The 17,916-nt window shown below is 70.3% G+C and carries 16 protein-coding genes and 2 pseudogenes; 6 read left to right on the forward strand and 12 right to left on the reverse strand.

The window, feature by feature from the left end:
• The first annotated feature begins 67 nt into the window (after positions 1-67).
• A complete protein-coding gene (locus tag MMF96_RS13995) occupies positions 68-1,213 on the forward strand; it encodes a hypothetical protein (RefSeq protein WP_176617708.1) in 1,146 nt (381 codons plus the stop codon).
• A gap of 75 nt (positions 1,214-1,288) precedes the next feature.
• Here MMF96_RS13995 and MMF96_RS14000 read toward each other — a convergent pair whose 3' ends face one another.
• Positions 1,289-2,182 carry a rhodanese-related sulfurtransferase gene (locus tag MMF96_RS14000; protein ID WP_176617707.1) on the reverse strand — a complete coding sequence of 298 codons (894 nt, stop codon included), beginning with the start codon at positions 2,180-2,182 and terminating at the stop codon, positions 1,289-1,291.
• A gap of 76 nt (positions 2,183-2,258) precedes the next feature.
• On the opposite strand from MMF96_RS14000, the gene MMF96_RS14005 reads away from it, so the two are divergent.
• Together MMF96_RS14005 and MMF96_RS14010 are read left to right on the forward strand one after the other, a co-directional pair.
• Complete coding sequence (locus MMF96_RS14005) at positions 2,259-2,975, forward strand: GNAT family N-acetyltransferase (RefSeq protein ID WP_176617706.1); 717 nt, start codon at positions 2,259-2,261, stop codon at positions 2,973-2,975.
• A gap of 72 nt (positions 2,976-3,047) precedes the next feature.
• Positions 3,048-5,375 carry a DEAD/DEAH box helicase gene (locus MMF96_RS14010; RefSeq protein WP_176617705.1) on the forward strand — a complete coding sequence of 776 codons (2,328 nt, stop codon included), beginning with the start codon at positions 3,048-3,050 and terminating at the stop codon, positions 5,373-5,375.
• Positions 5,376-5,378: 3 nt separating this feature from the next.
• Here MMF96_RS14010 and MMF96_RS14015 read toward each other — a convergent pair whose 3' ends face one another.
• The 7 genes from MMF96_RS14015 to ssd form a co-directional block, all read right to left on the reverse strand.
• Positions 5,379-5,762, reverse strand: coding sequence for an Rv3654c family TadE-like protein (locus MMF96_RS14015; RefSeq protein WP_256883890.1), 384 nt, complete (start codon positions 5,760-5,762; stop codon positions 5,379-5,381).
• On the reverse strand, positions 5,755-6,420 hold the full coding sequence (locus MMF96_RS19675) for a TadE family type IV pilus minor pilin (protein WP_309145232.1): 666 nt from the start codon (positions 6,418-6,420) through the stop codon (positions 5,755-5,757). The genes MMF96_RS14015 and MMF96_RS19675 overlap by 8 nt, the downstream gene beginning before the upstream one ends.
• A 120-nt stretch (positions 6,421-6,540) precedes the next feature.
• Positions 6,541-6,849 carry a DUF4244 domain-containing protein gene (locus MMF96_RS14025; RefSeq protein WP_176617703.1) on the reverse strand — a complete coding sequence of 103 codons (309 nt, stop codon included), beginning with the start codon at positions 6,847-6,849 and terminating at the stop codon, positions 6,541-6,543.
• Between the two features lie 205 nt (positions 6,850-7,054).
• Positions 7,055-7,471, reverse strand: a complete 417-nt coding sequence (locus tag MMF96_RS14030; protein WP_256883891.1) for a type II secretion system F family protein — start codon at positions 7,469-7,471, stop codon at positions 7,055-7,057.
• A gap of 215 nt (positions 7,472-7,686) precedes the next feature.
• Positions 7,687-8,508 (reverse strand): type II secretion system F family protein, encoded by an 822-nt coding sequence (locus MMF96_RS14035; RefSeq protein WP_176617702.1) that lies wholly within the window; start codon positions 8,506-8,508, stop codon positions 7,687-7,689.
• A 158-nt stretch (positions 8,509-8,666) separates the two neighbouring features.
• Positions 8,667-9,971, reverse strand: a complete 1,305-nt coding sequence (locus MMF96_RS14040; RefSeq protein WP_176617701.1) for a TadA family conjugal transfer-associated ATPase — start codon at positions 9,969-9,971, stop codon at positions 8,667-8,669.
• Complete coding sequence (gene ssd, locus MMF96_RS14045; RefSeq protein WP_176617700.1) at positions 9,968-11,146, reverse strand: septum site-determining protein Ssd; 1,179 nt, start codon at positions 11,144-11,146, stop codon at positions 9,968-9,970. The genes MMF96_RS14040 and ssd overlap by 4 nt, the downstream gene beginning before the upstream one ends.
• A gap of 187 nt (positions 11,147-11,333) precedes the next feature.
• On the opposite strand from ssd, the gene MMF96_RS14050 reads away from it, so the two are divergent.
• Positions 11,334-11,894, forward strand: a complete 561-nt coding sequence (locus MMF96_RS14050; protein ID WP_256883892.1) for a hypothetical protein — start codon at positions 11,334-11,336, stop codon at positions 11,892-11,894.
• 9 nt (positions 11,895-11,903) lie between these two features.
• Here the strand turns inward: MMF96_RS14050 and MMF96_RS14055 are convergent.
• A pseudogene (locus MMF96_RS14055) lies at positions 11,904-13,130 on the reverse strand (ISAzo13 family transposase); the annotation flags it as partial.
• A 50-nt stretch (positions 13,131-13,180) separates the two neighbouring features.
• On the opposite strand from MMF96_RS14055, the pseudogene MMF96_RS14060 reads away from it, so the two are divergent.
• A pseudogene (locus MMF96_RS14060) lies at positions 13,181-14,362 on the forward strand (bifunctional 3'-5' exonuclease/DNA polymerase); the annotation flags it as partial.
• 49 nt (positions 14,363-14,411) lie between these two features.
• Here the strand turns inward: MMF96_RS14060 and MMF96_RS14065 are convergent.
• From MMF96_RS14065 to MMF96_RS14075, 3 genes are read right to left on the reverse strand one after another with little or no spacing between them, the layout of a single operon-like run.
• On the reverse strand, positions 14,412-15,092 hold the full coding sequence (locus tag MMF96_RS14065; protein ID WP_176617698.1) for a CoA pyrophosphatase: 681 nt from the start codon (positions 15,090-15,092) through the stop codon (positions 14,412-14,414).
• Positions 15,089-15,940, reverse strand: a complete 852-nt coding sequence (nth, locus tag MMF96_RS14070; RefSeq protein WP_256883893.1) for an endonuclease III — start codon at positions 15,938-15,940, stop codon at positions 15,089-15,091. Before nth ends, MMF96_RS14065 begins: the two co-directional genes overlap by 4 nt.
• Positions 15,941-15,943: 3 nt before the next feature.
• Positions 15,944-17,296, reverse strand: coding sequence for a hypothetical protein (locus tag MMF96_RS14075; RefSeq protein WP_256883894.1), 1,353 nt, complete (start codon positions 17,294-17,296; stop codon positions 15,944-15,946).
• A 375-nt stretch (positions 17,297-17,671) separates the two neighbouring features.
• On the opposite strand from MMF96_RS14075, the gene MMF96_RS14080 reads away from it, so the two are divergent.
• Positions 17,672-17,916, forward strand: a 245-nt coding sequence (locus MMF96_RS14080) for an acetyl-coenzyme A synthetase N-terminal domain-containing protein (protein WP_306295894.1), incomplete at its 3' end; no start/stop codon positions are given.

The raw sequence follows: 17,916 nt of genomic DNA on the forward strand, positions 1-17,916 counted from the left end.
CTGAGTCCATCCGGCAGCGGCTGAGGGGTTCGTGCCCACCGCCTCCCGGACTTCAAAGGATTCACCCATGCATGCCTGTCTTTCCCCCGCTGAGCTCAGCGCCGCCCTGGCCATCCCCGACCTGAGCGACCCCGCCTCCGGCCATGCCCTCGCGCAGCTCTCGGCTGTCGTTTCCGGCGCCCTTGCCGCGCACTGGGAGGTGCCGCTTGAGGTGCACAGGCCCGGCCCGCTGGTCTCCACCCGCGACAACTACGACCGCCTGGGCTTCAGCAGCGGCGACGTCACCTGCGATGCACGCTATTCCCGCCACGTCAGCCCCACCGTCATGCTGCGCAGCCACACCTCCGCGGGCATGCCCGCCGTCCTCGATTCACTGCGCCCCGAACTGGGCCGCCACGACACCCTGCACGTGCTGCCGGGCCTCGTGTACCGGCCCGACGCCGTGGACCGCACCCATGTGGGCACCCCGCACCAGCTTGAGCTGTGGCGCCTGCGCTCGCGCGGGCTGCTTGGCGTGCCGGACCTCACGGACATGCTGGGCAGCGTGGTCGACGCCGTCCTGCCCGGCACGCGCTGGCGTGCCGTCCCGAGCGTGCACCCGTACACCACCGCCGGCGTCCAGCTGGACGTCCAGGTGGACGGCGGGTGGCTGGAGCTGGCCGAGGCCGGGCTGGTGGCCGCCACCGTTTTGCGCGCGGCCGGGCTGGATTCGCGGCGCTGGTGCGGGCTGGCGCTGGGCATGGGCCTGGACAGGGCGCTCATGCTGCGAAAGGGCATCGACGACATCCGCCTGCTCCGCTCCAGCGATCCCCGCGTCGCCGCCCAAATGGCGGACCTGCTGCCGTACCGCCCCGTGTCCGCCATGCCGCCGGTGCGCCGCGACCTGTCCCTGCTCTGCGCCGACGACGTCGACGCCGAGGTTTTGGGGGATGCCGCCCGTACCGCGCTGGGGCCGGATGCCGATGTGCTGGCAGGGCTGGACGTGCTGGCGGTAACCCCGGTGTCCGTGCTGCCCGCGGCGGCGCTGTCGAGGTTGGGCGTGGCACGAGAGGCCGGCCCGGCCGGCCCTGGATCCGGGCAGGCAAACGTGCTGGTGCGCCTGACGCTGCAATCGCTGGAGCGGACCCTCACCGCCCGGGAGGCAAACCGGCTGCGCAACCGCGTCTACCTGGCCCTGCACGAGGGACCGGTGCAGGAGCTGATTGCCGGGTAGGGCGGCTGCCGCAGCGCAGGGTGCCGCGGGGCACCCGGGCGGGTGTCCGGCGTCGTGCGTGGTTGCGGGAAGGCGTCAGGTGGTGCAGCCCTGGGGGCACTGCAGCGTTTCCGGGGCGGAGGAGCAGTCCGCGCAGTACAGGTTCAGGTTGCGGCAGGCGGGGTTGGAGCAGTTTTCAAACTTGTTGGTGGGGCGCTCGCAGCGGATGCAGCGGCCGATGGTCTTCGCCTCGTCGCTGAATTCGAGGTGCATGCGCTTGTCAAAGACGTAGAGCGAGCCTTCCCACAGGCCCTTGTCCTTGAACGTTTCGCCGTAGCGGACGATCCCGCCGTCGAGCTGGTAGACCTCCGTGAAGCCGCGATTCACCATGAGCGAGCTGAGCACTTCACAGCGGATCCCGCCCGTGCAGTAGGTGACGACGGGCTTGTCCTTGAGGCTGTCGTACTTGCCGGAGTCCAGTTCGGCGATGAAGTCGTGCGTCGTGGCGACGTCGGGAACGACCGCGTTTTTGAACTTGCCTATCTGGGCCTCGAAGGCGTTGCGCCCGTCGAAGAACACCACCTCGCCGCCGCCGGCTTCCTTGGCGGCAACGAGTTCGTGGAGTTCCTCCGGCTTGAGGTGTTTGCCGCCGCCCACCACACCGTTTTCATCCACCTTGAGTTCGCCCGGCGCCCCGAAGCTGACGATCTCCTCGCGGGCCTTGACGCTCAGCCGGGGGAAGTCGTCGCCGGTGCCGTCGGACCACTTGACGTCGATGTCCCTGAAGGCGGCATACCCGCGCGTGGTTTTCAGGTACTGCTTCAGGTCCCTGATGTCCCCGCCGACGGTGGCGTTGATGCCGTCCTTGGAGACGATGATGCGCCCCTTGAGGTTCAGTTTTTCGCACAAGGCCCGCTGCCACAGCCGCACCGCCTCCGGGTCGAGGACCGGGGCAAAGCCATAAAAGAGCACAATTTTGTTAAAAGCCACGTATTTAAGCGTACGGTGCGCAGACAAACCGGGCATGGCGTGGCTTGTTGGGCGGGCCTCGACATAGTCTGGTGGAATGACATCTGGTTCCACGGAACTTGGGGAACTGCTGGACGCCTGGTTTGCCGGGTGGACGGCGCTCCGCAGCTACCGGACCTCCTTCGAGACCGGCTATCACGCCGCCCTGCGCCTGGACCGCAGCGGCGACTGGGAATACTTCATCAGCGACCCGGAGCCTGCGGATTTTGCCGTGCTGGCCGCCAAGGTGGCCCAGGCCGAAAACCGGGCGGTGAGCGTCCTGGGACCGGACATCCACCGCTACGTGGCGCAGGGCCATGCCGCCGGGCTGGGCATGCTGTCCGCGTCGGAGCAGATGATGGTGGCCCGGATGGAAATCCAGGACAACCAGGACCCCTTCCTGGGCGACCCCGAGCTGACACTGAAGGTGGACCGGATGGGCGGGCGCCGTGCGGCGTCAACCTGCCAGGCCCGGTTTTCCGGCACCATCTCCCGTGGCGGGCTGGTCCTGGCCAGCGGCAAGGTGGCCGTTTATGGCGACTATGCCGTTTTTGACCAAATCGAAACCCATGCGGACCACCGCCGCCGGGGCTACGGGCGGCTGCTGATGCAGTCGCTGGCGGCCAGTGCCAAGGAATACCCCGTCACCACCGGCCTGTTGCTGGCCAGCACCGACGGGCAGCGGCTGTACGCGAAGATGGGCTGGCGCAACGTCAGCGCCGTGACCGTGCTGGTGCCGCGGGCCCGGCTCGAACGGGACATGGCAGCGGGCTGATTGGGGGCCAGCTGGGGACGGTGGCAGGCGCCGCGCTGCGGCGGCACAACGGCGGGGTGGCACAATGATGGGGTGCCCTCCAACGACCCCCTGATCCCGCTCCTTGGAGGGGGTGAAAGCCCCGCCCAGCTCCAGCACGTCCGCCACATTCCGGCGCGCCAGGCAGTGACTGTCCCCTGGCCGCAGTGGGTGCACCCGGACATCGTCCGGGCGTACGGGCTCCTGGGCGTCGATTGCCCGTGGCTGCACCAGGCTGCCGGGGCCGGCGCCGCCCACAACGGCGAACACGTGGTCGTGGCCACCGGCACCGCCTCGGGCAAGTCACTGGTGTACCAGCTCCCGGCGGTGGATGCCGTGCACCGGGCCGAACTGAAGGTGCTCGAGCACCCCGGCAAGCTGGAGCACGACGGGGCCGTGGCCCTTTACCTCTCCCCCACCAAGGCGTTGGCCGCGGACCAGCTGGCGGCCCTGGCATCCCTCCACCTGCCCACCTTGCGCCCCGCAACCTACGACGGCGACACAGCCCCGGCCGACCGCCGCTGGATCCGCGACCACGCCAACTTTGTCCTGGCCAACCCCGACATGCTGCACTTTGGTGTGCTGCCCAACCACACCTGGTGGGCCCGGTTCTTCCGTCGCCTGAAGTACGTGGTCATCGACGAGGCCCACAGTTACCGCGGCGTTTTCGGCTCGCACGTGGCGGTGCTCATGCGCCGCTTGCGCCGCATCTGCGCCCACTACGGGGCCGCCCCGGTGTTCATCGGCGCCTCCGCAACCTCCTCGGACCCGGGGCTGTCCTTTTCCCGGCTGATCGGGGCACCCGTCACCACCGTCGCCGAGGACTCCTCGCCGCACGGCGCCACGACGGTGGCCTTCTGGGAACCCGAGCTCACCGAATTCAAGGGTGAGAACGGTGCCCAGACGCGCCGCACCGCCATCGCCGAAACCTCGGGCCTGCTGGCCAACCTGGTTGCCGCCCGTGTGCGCACCATCGCCTTCATCAAGTCCCGCCGCGGCGCCGAAACCATCGCCAGCGTGGCCCGGCGCCTGTTGGATGAGGTGGATCCAAGCCTGCCCGGGCGGGTGGCCGCCTACCGGTCCGGCTACCTCCCGGAGGAGCGGCGCGCCCTGGAACGGGCCCTGCGATCCGGGGAACTGCTGGGCGTCTCCAGCACGTCCGCCCTGGAGCTGGGCATCGACATTTCAGGCCTGGACGCCGTCCTGGTGGCTGGCTGGCCCGGAACCCGGGCGTCCCTGTTCCAGCAAATCGGCCGCGCCGGCCGGGCGGGCCAGGACGCGCTGGCCGCGTTTGTGGCCAGCGACGACCCCCTGGACACGTATCTGGTGCACCACCCCGAGGCCATCTTCGACGTGCCGGTGGAAGCCACGGTGTTCGACCCCTCCAACCCCTATGTCCTGGGCCCCCACCTGTGCGCAGCCGCCGCCGAACTGCCCCTGACCCATGCGGACCTGCCCCTGTTTCCCGACAATGCGGCCAAGCTGCTAGAGCAGCTCGTGGCTGACGGCTACCTGCGCCGGCGCCCCGCCGGCTGGTTCTGGACCCATCCGCAGAGCGCCGCGGGCATGGTCAACCTGCGCGCCGATGGCGGCGGGCCCATCAACATCATCGACGCCGACACCGGCGCGCTCCTTGGCACCATGGACTCCCCGCAATCGCATTACCAGGCGCACCAGGGGGCCGTATACGTGCATCAGGGCGAACCCTATGTGGTGCTCGAGCTCAATGAACAGGACCATTGCGCCCTGGTCCGCCGCGGCAACCCCGACTACTACACGACGGCCCGCGACGTCACCCAGATTGCCGTGCTGGAATCGGAGCGGCATGAGACGTGGGGGCCGGTTGAAATGCATTTTGGCGAGGTGCAGGTGACCACCCAGGTGGTGTCCTTCCAGCGCAAGGCATTCATCTCCAACGAGGTCCTGGGCGAGGAACCGCTCGAACTCGGTGCGAGGGACTTGTTCACCAAGGCGGTGTGGTTCACGATGGACAACCGAACGCTCCTGGACGGCGGCCTGGTGGAACCACAGTTTCCGGGCGCGCTCCACGCCGCCGAACACGCCGCGATCGGCCTCCTTCCCTTGGTGGCATCCAGCGACCGGTGGGACGTGGGCGGCGTCTCGACCGCGATCCACGCCGACACCGGCCAGCCGACCATCTTTGTCTACGACGGCCACCCGGGCGGTGCCGGCTTCGCTGAACGAGGCTTTGGCATGGCCCGGGTGTGGCTCGCGGCCACCCGCGATGCGATCAGCGCCTGCGAATGCGGTTCCGGCTGCCCGTCCTGCGTGCAGTCCCCCAAATGCGGCAATAAGAACAACCCGCTTGACAAGGCGGGGGCCGTCTCGCTCCTGAACGTCCTGCTCAAGCACGCCGGCTGACCGTCACGGTCCCGGCGGGGGTCCCGCCCTTGCCAGACCGTGGGCGGGCCACGGCAGCGAGGTACGGACCGACACTTCCAACTGCACCGTGTCCGCCCACGGGCCGAGAACCTGGCACGCGGTCAGCGTGGCGCCGTGGCGGGCTGCGAGGCGGGCCGCAACCTGGCAGGGATCGCCGTCCGCCAGGCCGCGCGCTGCGTCTGCGGCGGCGAGCGCAGCAAGGTCGGCTGCCGTGGCGGCCCGCGACGCGGCGGCAGCCGCCTGAACCAGCCCCAGCAGGCCCGCCAACAAAATCAGCAGGGCCATGGCCAGCCCGGCAGCCACCACCGTTCCGGAGCCACGCTCAGGCTCAGCTGCCCGCCAGTGCTTCCGCACGTGCTCACACATGGTTTGCCCCGCCCGCGCACGCGGCCGGCAGGGGCCCGCAGCCCCAACCCCGTGGAACGGGCCGACAGGCCGCCGGCCCATCTCCCACTCGCACCATGCCCGGCAGGCCCGCCACGGCGTTGGGGGCATGGACCCACCGCCACAGGGCTGTTTTCCGCGGCGGCACGGCCCAGGCGCGAGCCGGCACCGTCCGGGCACGGGACGGCACCGCAGCGACGGCTACCGCCTGGGTGACCGCCTGAGTGTCCGCCTGCGTGACCGTTCCGGTCCTTGCCGGCGCAGCCGCGCCCGAAGCTGCCGTGCAGGGCAGCCACGTGCCTGCGCGGCGTGCTGCGGACCCGTCACTTTCCATCCGTGCCGAGGCCGTCGCGCTTTGCTGCCACGGCATCATCGAGGCCAGCGGTCCGGACATCCTGCCGGTAAGGGTCACGGTGGCGTAGCCGCCGTTCCGGCCCACCGAGACGGTGCCCGCACCCCCGGTCGCCCGGCTGGCAATGTCCACCGCCTGGGCGGAGGATTCGCCCCTGGCGAGTGCGCGGGCTCCGGCCCGGGCTCCTTCCTCAAGCCTCAGTTGCAGGATGCCGGCGCCGGCCCCGAGCAGCAGCAACGCCAACAGCAGCGTCACTGCCGGCAGGACGACGGCGAATTCGGCTGTCACGGAACCGCGCCGGGCAGCGTCCTGTTTCCTCGGCCCGCCCTTTCGCATCCGCCGCCGCTTCATCGCCGCCACCACCTCCCGACTTCCGGCCGTCCTTGCCCCACGACTTGCCCCGCCAGCTCAGAAACTCAGGGCCGTGCGGATGATGTTCAACAAAAACCCGCGCACTTCGTCGCTTTTGAGGATGACCACCAGCAACCCGGCAAACCCCACGGCGGCCAACGTCGCTATCGCGTATTCGGCGGTCGCCATGCCTGCCTGCGAACCCAGCCGGTGCAGCCGGCCCACGGGACCCATCCAGGCAACCGGCCCCCGGCCTTGGACCGGCGGCCTGCTGCTGGCCCCCGGGAAGATCTCGCTGACGTTGCTGTGTCCGTCTGCGGGTGCACTTGACGGTGCCGCCGCCGCGTGAAAATCGGTGCTGTACATCTTGACTCCTCGTTGTGTTTTGAGTGGGCTGATCCGGCAGTCGCCGGCATCCGCCGGGCCGCCGGGGCGGCACCTGTTTCCCACTTTTCCCCGCCCGCTGGCGGGAGGAAAGCCCCCTTGTGCCGATCGTGGACCCGGGGCACCGCAGCCTCCCCTGTGGAGGGACGAACCGGAGCAATTCGTGGTGCATGGTGTGGTCCGGCCGCTACATTGCCGGGACCATGGCGACCACCACCGGCACGATGCCCAGGCAGATGAACGCGGGCAGCGAGCACAGTCCGAGCGGCACCACAAGCTTCACGCCCAGTGCTGCGGCCCGCTTCTCGGCATCCCGTTGGGCCTGCCGCCGCCGCTGGGCGGCCTCGGCGTAGAGCAGCGGCGCCGCCGGCGCGCCCGTCAAGGCGGCAAAGCTCAGGGCGGCATGCAGTTGACCCACCGCGCCCCTGTCCCGCACACCCTCCCAGGAATGCTCCCACGAGGCCCCGATCTGAAGCCCGGCCACCACTTGGGACAGGCCCGTCCGGATCTGTGCGGTGGAGACCCCGGCGACCAGTTCCAGCGCCCAGGGAATGGCCAGCCCTGCGTCCAGGGCCGCACCCAACAATTCGAGGAGAAGCGGCACGTCACCGATTCCGCCGCCCGCCGCACCGCGCCCGTTCCCTGCATGCCCCATTCCTGCACCGGCTGCCACGGGGTCCCCTGCATGCCCACCCCCTGCACCGGAATGGCCGGGCCCGGCAGGATTTGCCGTCCGGACGTCCCACCGGCGCCCGGCATCGGTCCCCAGCAGGCAGCCTGCCGCCAGGGCAAGCAGCGCAAAAAATCCCAGGGCCGCCACTACCGTCGCCCGTCAGCGAGGCCACCGGCGGCTTGTCCAGCCGCCCGGCGGAGACGTGATGGGACCGTGGCAGGACCGGCCCGGCTGCCCCGCCGCGACGGCGTGCGCGCGGCCGCGGAAATCAGGCGATGTGACCACCACCTCCCGGCCACCACAAGCACCAGGCCCGCGGCAAGGCAGGCCCAACCGACGGGGCCTCCCAGCAGGACGCCAAGCGGGTCCACTCCCATGGCCGTGCCAAGACCCAGCCCGATGAACGGCAGCCAGGTGAGCAGGCGGACAGTCGCCCGGGGGCCGGCCAGTGCGGTTTCCCTCAGCTCCGCCGTGTCCTGCTCAGTTTCCAGGCGGTCCGCCAGCCGAGACAACACGGCAGCCACCGGCGCACCGCTGGCTTCGCACACCTCAAAACACGCGGCAAGTTCAAGCCAAACGGCCGCCCGCCCGGCCGTACCGGCGGCCGTGGAGAGTCGCCGACCCGGGCCGTGCGCAGCACTGCCGCCGTGGCGCACGGCGGACCGTATGGCGTCGGCCGTGGGCAGGCCCAGGGCACTCGCACGCTCCACGGCCCGGATGACGGCCAGGGCCGGCGGCTCGCCCGGCGGCGCCGCCCCCTGGGGAGCCGGGCGGCGCGGCAGCTGACCGGCGGCACCACTGCTTGGCCCCGGGCTCCGGCCCGGGGCATCGCTGAAACGGTTGGCGCGGGGCCGCTGGCGGGAGGCCGACTGCTCGGTGGCCAGGACTCCGGCGAGCGCCGCCCACAAGACCGGACCGTTCCGTCCCGAGGCCAGCAGTGCGGCCAGCTGCCTCACCAACCGCGGCATCGAAATGCCACCGTCCCGGCCAGGCGGCCGCCATGGCACCCAAGCACCTGCGAACGGACCACGGGCCCGCCGGGCACCGGCGCCCACGGCGGGACCGGGCCAGCGCCGGCGTCGTGCCGAACAAAGCAGGCAGGCGGCGGCCGCCAGCACGAACACCGTCACCGCGGCCATGGTGCTCTCCCCTCGGGGAACCCGGGGTCGAGACCCAGCCGGTCCGCCAGCTCCGGCCAGGCCGGTCCCATGGACACCTGCCCTCCTGCCGGCGACGGACCGTCCGGTGCGGAGGGCGGGGCCGGGCCCACGGCCAGGGCCGTCACCACGGCCAGCCGGCCGTCGCGCAGTCCCACCACCCCGATCCCGGACACCCGCCGCCCGCCGGCGTCGCGGTCGACATGGATCACCACGTCAAGTGCACTGGACGCCTGAAGGGCAACCGCCTCGATGCTCATCCCCGCCAGCACGCCCAACGCGGCCAACCGGGCGGGCACGTCCGCGGCACTGTTGGCGTGAATCGTCCCACCGCCACCGCTGTGCCCCGTGTTCAGGGCCATGAGCAGCTCCCGGACTTCCAGTCCGCGGCATTCGCCGACGATCAGCCGCCCGGGGCTCATGCGCAACGCCTGACGGACCAGTTCCTGCAGGTCAATGCTGCCCGCACCCTCCGCGTTGGCATGCCTGGCTTCCAAGGTCAGGACGTGGGGATGGTTGGGTTCCAGCTCCGCCGCGTCCTCAATGAGGACAAGCCGCTCGCAGGGTTGGCACAGGCCCAGCAGCGTGGCGAGCAGCGTCGTCTTTCCGGCCCCCGTGGCACCGCTGACCAAAAACCCGAGACGGGTGTCGATGATGCGGCGCAGCACGACGGCCACGGCCGGATGCACACAGCCATCGGACTGCAGTTCCCCCAGCGTGAACGAGCGGCGCCGCCCGATCCTGATCGACAGCAGCGTCCCGCTCGAGGAAACGGGCGGCAGGACGGCGTGGATGCGGTAGCCCGGTGCGATCTTCACGTCGACGCACGGGGAGCTGTCATCCAGCCGCCGGCCGCCGGCGGCGATCAGCCGCACGGCGAGGGCGCGCAGTGCGGCTTCCCCGTCGAAAGACACTTCGACCGGTTCGGGGCCTGCGCCACGGTCCAGCCACACTGAATCCGGCGCGTTGACAAAAATGTCGGTCACGCTCGGGTCCAGTGCCAGCGGCTGCAGCGGCCCCAAGCCGTTGAGTTCGGCATTGATCCTGTCCATGGCGGCCAGCGAGCCCGCCGCACCCAGCAGCCGGCCGCTCTCGCGCACCGCTGACGCCACCCGCAGCTCGGTCACCGGCCCCGCTTCGGCCAGCACCGATCGCCGGACCACTTCGAGCAGACCCGGATCCACAGCTGCCGGGCCGGGCCGTCCGGGGTGGGCACTGGCCGGTCCGGCCGGCCGGGCCGCGTCGAACGGGGCCCGGGCCGCATGGCGGGTCATCGTCCGCGTCTCCCGCGTCCGGCAGGCATGGGCTCCGGTGAGGCATCCCCGGCGAGCCAGCCGAGGACTCCGCCGGCCAGGCGTCGCACCTGCCGGTGCCGGGCCAGGTCGGGGAGGCGCCCGGCGTCGAGCGCTTCCTCCATCCCCTTGATCCGCGGCAGGTGCCCGACCAGCGGCACGCCAACGGCGTCGGAAACCATGTGGGCGTCGACGCCGTTGCGCAGCGGCCCCGCCACGACCAGTCCGACGGGTGCCGCGGGGAGTGCCTGGAGCACGCGTTGGGCCGCGGCCGCCGCGCGCAGGCGTGCCGGGACCAGCATGACAAAACCGTCGCAGTGCATGCCCAGCCCGTCCGCCGGCCCCGCCGACCTGCCGACGTCCACCACCACCAGCCCATACGCGTCGCGGGCTGCGCGCATGACCTCCGCTTCCGCGGCGGCGCGGTCACCGCCACCGGCCTCCGCGCCCCCACCCCACGAGAGCAGTGACATGCCGGCCAGCTGCGGCAGTGAGGCGGCAAGCTGTTCCGGGTTGATGGCCCCCGAGGCGTGCAGCAGATCCGGCCACCGCAGGCCGGGGAGGGCGTCCGCGGCCACGGCAGCATCCAGGTTCCCGCCCCACGGGTCGCCGTCCACCAGCAGCACCCGGATCCCCCGCGACGCCGCCTGCCCGGCCACGAGGGCGGCCAGGGTTGATGCCCCGGCCCCGCCGCAGCCTCCGACGATGCCCACAATCCCCGGCCCGGCGGCGGGCTCCCGCAACCGGGTGAAATAGTTTGCCAGCCATTGTGCGGAATCCGGAAGCACGGCCACCCGGTCCGCACCCAGCCGCGAGGCCTGCAGCCACATCCGCCCCGCGTCCCCGGCCGGCCCCACCACCACGGTGGGCCCGCGCCACCCGGGCAGCCCGCCCGGCACGTCGCTGCCAATGAGGACCGCCGCCATGTCCGCCCACCGTCCTCCGCTTTGATCGACGGTTTCAGCAATGACCAGTTCGACGGCGGCTGCCGCACAGACGCGCCCCACCTCGCCGTGGAGCGCGGGCGACCCGGAGACCACCATGACGGTCGTTCCGGGGCCCGGCAGCCACGCCGGCGGGACATCATGCGGTGCAGCCGCCGTGGCGGCATGCGGTCCGGCATCCGGCCCGTGGCGGGCGTTCATTCGTGTCATCATGGATCCACTGTCCATCCGGCACGGGCGGCCGTTCCAGTGGCCGGCCGCCGAATGTGGACAAGGCGGAGGGCCGGGGCGGCTGTGGAGGCGGCAGCCGCGGCGGACCATCCCAGCTCCGGAGGGGGTCCCCGCCCGAGGCCCCCGTGCAAATGTTCGAAAGGACCGCCAGGCAAGGGAGAATGGAGGAATGTACGCGCTACTGGCCACCGCAGCCGAGCCCGCCGCCGTCGAGCTCCAGCTATGGGACGACGGCGGCAGCCCGGCATCCGACGTCCGGAAAGTCGCCGCCTCCCTGGCCGGGGCCGTGCGGGCCACGGAACGTGAGCACCGGCCGCGGTGGGTGTGGGACCGCGCGCAACACTGGTATCCGGGGCTGCTGGCCGCGGGCACGCGTGTGGAGCGGTGCCACGACCTGGCGTTGTGCCAGGCAATCCTGCTGCATTCCCAATTCACGGCGGGGACCGGCTACCGGCAGCGCGCCCGGGCGCTGCCGCCCGAGGACTTGCCGCCGGCGGCCGGCCCCGACACGGCCCAGGGCAGCCTCTTTGACCAGCCCGCCAGGAACGCCGGCTGGGGCCTGGACGCGGTGGCGGCGGAACTTGCGGCCCAAAAAACCGCCATTGCCTCCTCCACACACCCCGCCAGGCTGTCACTTCTCACCACTGCGGAATCCGCCGGCGCCTTGGTGGCCGCCGAGATGCAAAATGAAGGCATCCCCTGGCGCACCGACCTGCATAGGGCGCACTGATTATTTAGGTGGTGTGTCGCGTCTTTTTAGCGTGTAGTTCCATTCGGGGTGCCATTCGTGTCTTCTCAGGGTCCCGGTGGCCTCGAGGGAGGCCATTTCGTGGTCGGGTACCTTTACTCCGGTGGGGTAGATGGCCGTGTCGAGTTCGGCCCGGACGGTGAGTCCTGTTTTGGTGGTGGTTGCGGCGATCGAGTTGACGATGACTTCGTGGCTGCTCAGGGGTCTGCCGCGCCAGTTCATGGAGATGTGGGAGAAGAGTTTGTGCTCGATCTTGTTCCATTTGCTGGTGCCCGGGGGTAGGTGGCAGACGGTGATTTCCAGGCCGGTTTCGGCGGCTAGGGCGGCTAGCTCGGTTTTGAAGAGCCGGGTGCGGTAGCCGTTGGAGCCGCCGCCATCGGCGGTGACCAGCAAGCGGTGGGCACCCGGGTGGGCGGGCTTGCCGGCGGTGTTCCACCAGGAGCGGATGGTGTTCACGGCGAAGGCTGCGGTGTCGTGGTCGGTGCCCACGGAGACCCAGCCGGTGTTGGCGCCCACGTCGTAGACGCCGTAGGGGTTGGCCTTGCCGAGCTCCTTGTCAATGAAGTCGTGGACCTTGACCTGCTCCGGTTCCTCGGCAGGGCGCCACTCGGCGCCCTTGTTCTTGTAGGGACCGACGAGTTCCTTTTTCTTGGCATCGATGCTGATGACCGGCTGCCCGGTGTCCAGGTGGTCTGTGGCTTGGGTGTTGATATAGCCGAACTGCTCGTTTCGGTCGGGGTGCTGATTTCCTTCGAGGGTCTTGGTGTTGGCTTGGAGGCTGAAGCCGTTGTTCTTGAGCAGTTTTGCCACGCTTTCCGCTCCCACCGGGTGCCCTTGTTCGGTGAGGGCGTTGGCCAGCTTCGCTGTGGAGAGGGTCGTCCAGGACAGCGGGGATTCGGGGTCCCCGCGGCGGGTCGGTTCCACCAGGGCCAGCAGTGCCGGGACCAGGCCCGGGTCCTTCTCGGTCAGCGTCTTCCGTCCCGCCCCGGGCTTGCGGATGCTCTCCAACGGGGCAGTGCCGGCCTCCAGCTCGTTCACGCCCTGCTGGACCCTTGAGCGGGCGGCACCCGAAGCCCTGGCCACCGCGGCAATGCCGCCGTGGCCCAGGGAACGGGCCTCGGCCGCTAGGATCAAACGCGTGGCCCGCTCATCGAGGTGCGGCAGGATCGTGGCGAACTTCGCACGAAGGGATTCGACAGCGTCAGCGGAAATGGGCATACACCATTGTCCCACCAAAAAGTCGATTAGTCGCACTTATTTATGGGCGTGTTCATAGGAGGCTGTTGGATGAACTGTTGGGCACCGAGCCGCCGGACCACGCCCGGCCGCCAAAACTGGAGGCCCTGGCCGTGGAACTGCGGGCCGCCCTGGACGCACCGGCCCTGAACCCGGACTCCCCGCAAGACCTCATGAGGGCCCTCCACCGGGCCGGGATAGACGCCAAGTCCACCCGGTCCTGGGAGTTGCAGGAATACCAGCATCGCGCCATTGGGCCGCTGCTGGCCTACCGCAAACTGAGCCGGCTGTTCACCACGAACGGATGGGCCTGGCTGGACCAGTGGGTGCGTGCGGGCCGTTTCCACCCCGAGTACTTGGTGGGCGGGGTGGTCTCCGGCCGGTGGGCGTCCCGCGGTGGCGGGGCCATGCAGATTCCCAAGCAAATCCGCGGGGCTGCGGTGGCGGACCCCGGGTTCAAGCTGGTTGTGGCCGATGCCGCCCAGCTGGAGCCGCGGGTCCTGGCCGCCCTGGCCCAGGATTCGGCGATGGCTGCCGCCGGCCGCGACAAGGACCTGTATGCCGGCATCGCCGCCCAGGGCTTTGGCGGCGAACGGGCCATGGCCAAGGTGGCGCTGCTGGGCGCCATTTATGGGTCGACGTCGGGCGAATCGGGCAGGCTGATGCCGCAGCTGACGCGCATGTACCCGCGGGCCGTGGGATTCGTGGAAGAGGCGGCCCGGGCCGGCGAACGTGGCGAACAGGTCTCCACCCACCTGGGGCGCAGCACACCCCCGGTCTCGGAGCAATGGAGGGCCGGGCAGCGCAGCAGCACCGCCGACGAACAGCGCCGGGCTGAATCCGCGGCACGCTCGCGGGGCCGCTTCACCCGCAACTTCGTGGTCCAGGGAACGGCGGCGGAGTGGGCGTGCTGCTGGCTGGCCGAACTGCGGCGCCGGCTGCGCGCCCTCGCGCCCGAACCTGCCCTGCTGCCCGACCGTGCCCTTGCGCCCGCCGGCGGTGCTCCCGCCGGCACGGCAATAACAACCCGCCCTGAGCTGGTGTTTTTCCTGCACGACGAAGTCATGGTCCACTGTCCGGACGCCCTGGTGGGCGCCGTGACGGAAATTGTGCATGAGTCGTCGCGGGTGGCCACCCGGTTGTTGTTTGGCCGGATTCCGCTGGAGTTCCCCGTCAACGTGACAGTGGTGGATTCGTACGCGGACGCGAAGTGACCTGCCGGTCCCGCCGGAACCGATCCGCCGGCGCCGTTCCTGACGGCCCCTACAGCGGCGCCGGGATCTTCCGGGAAGCGTCCCAGGGCACAGACCAGCCCAGTTCGTCCAGGACATGGGTGAGGATTCCCGCAGTCAGGCCCCACACCACCACGCCGTTCACGGTGAACGCCGGGCCGCAGTACGTCCGCCCGTTTCGGGTCAGCGTTGCCGTGACGCGGTTGTCGGGGTCCAGGAGGTCGCGCACCGGGACGCGAAACACCTGGGCCGATTCGCCATAGTCCACCACGTCGACGGGGGTCTGCCGCGCCCACCAGCCCAGCACGGGCGTGACGATGAAGTTGCTGACCGGGACCGGGACTTCCGGCAGCGAACCGAGGATTTCAACCCCTGCCGGGTCCAGTCCGGTTTCCTCCTCGGCTTCCCGCAGGGCCGCCGCCTGCACGGATTCGTCCCCGGGGTCGACACCGCCGCCGGGGAAGGCCACCTGCCCGGGATGGTTGGACAGGGTCGCGGCCCGTTGGATGAGCAGCACGTCCAGCTCGGCCGCGGCGAGGGGCTTGGAGGACGCCGCCGGAACGTCGTCCAGCGCCCCGAAAAGCATGAGCACGGCCGCAGGGCGCGCCTTGCTGCGGTCCATGGGTGAATTCCAGAGCGCGGCGCGGGCAGCGTGGAACCCGCCGGAACGGGCCCGCCCCGCCAGCGCCTTGAGGTCCGCGTAGGCGCTCATTCCGCGGCCGCGGCGGCAGGCGTTGCAGCCGGAGCTGGCGTCCCGGCGACGCCCGCCCGGGCAGCGCGCTGGGATGCCTGCCGGTATTCGGCGGCCCTGCCCACGTCGGCCAGCATCCGGGCCAGCAGCGCCTCCTGGCCGGGCGCCAGCTCATATTTCAACAGCTTGGCGGCCTTGGCCGGGTCCACCTCGCCTTCACCGTAGGCGGGGCAGAGGTGGGCGATGGGGCACGCCCCGCAGGCCGGATTGCGGGCGTGGCAGATGCGCCGGCCGTGGAAGACCACCCGGTGCGAGACCATGGTCCAGTCCCTGCGTTCAAACAGGGCGGCAACGTCGGCCTCGATCCGCACGGGGTCCGCCGATTCGGTCCAGCCAAAGCGGCGCGCCAACCGGATGAAGTGCGTGTCAACGGTGATGCCCGGCACCCCAAAGGCGTTTCCCAGCACCACATTGGCGGTTTTCCGCCCCACGCCCGGCAGGGTGGTGAGGGCTTTCAGGGAACCGGGCACCTCGCCGTCGTACTGGTCAACAATGCGCGTGGCCAGGGCGATCAGGTTGGCTGCCTTCGCCCGGAAGAACCCGGTCGGCTTGATCAGCGTCTCCAGCTCCACCGAGGCCGCTTCCGAGAGGGCCAGCGCGTTGGGGTACCGGGCAAAGAGCGCCGGGGTGACCGCGTTGACGCGCACATCCGTGGTCTGTGCCGAGAGCACGGTGGCCACCAGCAGCTCAAAGGGGTTGCGAAAATCCAGTTCCGCGTGCGCATAGGGGTACAGCTCCGCGAGTTCGCGGTTGATCCGCCGCGCCCGGCGCTTGAGCGCCAGCGGAGACTCGTTCTCGACCGGTTTCAAGGCCTACTGGACCTCCGGTGCCCGTTCAACCCCCACGAGGTCCAGCAACAGCCCCGTCTTGCCATGGCTGTCCTGCACCAGGAAGCTGTTTCCGCGGTCCTCCAGCGCCAGGATCCAGGAACCCGGCATCAGCTTGAACACGAACTGGCGGGTGTGCTCATCCACCACATTCTGCGGGCGGTCCACGGCGAACCAGAACGGATCGGCCGCGACGGGCTGGGCCTGCGGGTGGACCGTTGCGCCGATGCTCTCCGTGGGGGCGGGGCCGGAGCCGACAACCTTCGGATTGAGCGTGGTGGCCGGCGCGCTTTCCGCTGCAGGTACGACGCCGGAATCCTCCACCGGGGCCGGTGCCCCCTGGGCTTCTCCCGTGGTGGGGGACGACGTGGCGGACACGGCATCCTGCGCGCCGTCGTGGACTGCATTGTCCGTGAAACTGCCCGTCCCGGCCGTGGCCGGTGCGGCCGCGCTTGAATCGGCCGTCCCGGCCGTGGCCGATCCGGAAGTTCCGAAATCCGCCGCAGGGGCCGCGGCAGCGGCAGTCGCCGAGGCAGCAGTCTCCCCGGCCGCGGCCGCCCGGGAGGGGGCACCTGAAGCACCAGCCGTACCCGAAGTGGCCGAACCCGAAGCTGCGGCACCGGTGGCCGCCGGGGCGGATGCGCCGGCGGGCGTGAAGATTTGTCCGGCGGGGGTGTGACCCGCAATCGGGGACCCGGCGTTCCAGCTCCGGCCCTGCTGCACCGGTGCCGGCTGGCTGGCGGATCCAACGGCGGATCCACCTGCGGACGGTCCGGCCGGGAGCGCCAGCGCCGGCTTCGGGGCGCCCGGGCGGCGGGCGGCGGGCACGGCGTCGCGTGCGGCCGGGTGGGAGGGGGATTCGGCGCGGTCGGCGAAGTCGGCGGCAAAGACCGGAATCCAGGGGACCAAGACGGTCGCGGCCAGCAGCACCAGTGCGCCGATCAGGGCCACCACGTAGGCCGCGCGGAATTCGGTGACGGTGGCCAGAAAGAAGTACAAGGTGGCGAAGCCGGCCACCACGGAGGCGAACTGGTCCACCGAAAGCGAGCCGACGCGCGGCTTCACTTCGGGGCTCAGCCGGCGGATGACGAAGAGTGCGCCGACCACCAGGGGCAGGACCACGCCGATCACCAGGAAGAACAGGGGGCTGAGGTTCCAGAAGTTCCCGGCATATCCGGCGCCCATGACCAGCGGCAGCAGGGAGGCTACGAAAATTACCAAAACTCCAACAAGTGCGGCGACATCACGGACGGTCAACGGCCCGAGCAGGGCCCTGCTCCGGGCCTGGCCCTTGCGTTCCGACGCCACCGCGGTGGTTGACGCTTTTTGCTGTGTCATGGGGTCACTCCTCAAAGTCACGGTTCTGTTACAGCCTAGTGAACGCGGATGGCCAACACTAGCGGGCCACGGGCATAAGGCCCCCATGTCGGGCGAAAAGTGGCCAACAACGGGCTTCGGCACGGCCGGCGGGATGTGCTCCCCGGCGGGCTTGCCGCCAGCCTGCGCCTGCGCAAACCGCAGTTCGGCGCATAACCACCCCCTCCCGTCCCCTTGGCCTGTGACGGCAAACACGGTGTGGCGTCCAACACGCTACAGTGAAACTTGAAAAAGCTGGGAAAAGGACACGGTGCCGGCCCCCGCTTACCAGGCGCCCGCGGGGGCCCGGATTCGGGGTGCACGGCATCCGTGGAGCAAGGAATGAAGGGGTATTACATGTCCGACGAAACGACCACGGCCGGGGCCAACGGCGACGCGCTGGAGAATCTCCTGACGGAGAACCGCCAGTTCCCGCCGAGTGCCGATTTTGCTGCCAATGCAGTCATCAAGGCCGGCGAATATGACGCGGCGAACGCGGACCGGCCCGCGTTCTGGGGCCGGCAGGCCCGGGAGCTGCTGTCCTGGTCCAAGCCGTTCACGAAGACCCTGGACTGGACCAACCCGCCCTTCGCCACCTGGTT

Origin of the sequence: Arthrobacter sp. STN4 (genome assembly GCF_024539665.1) — a bacterium.
Lineage (GTDB): Bacteria > Actinomycetota > Actinomycetes > Actinomycetales > Micrococcaceae > Specibacter.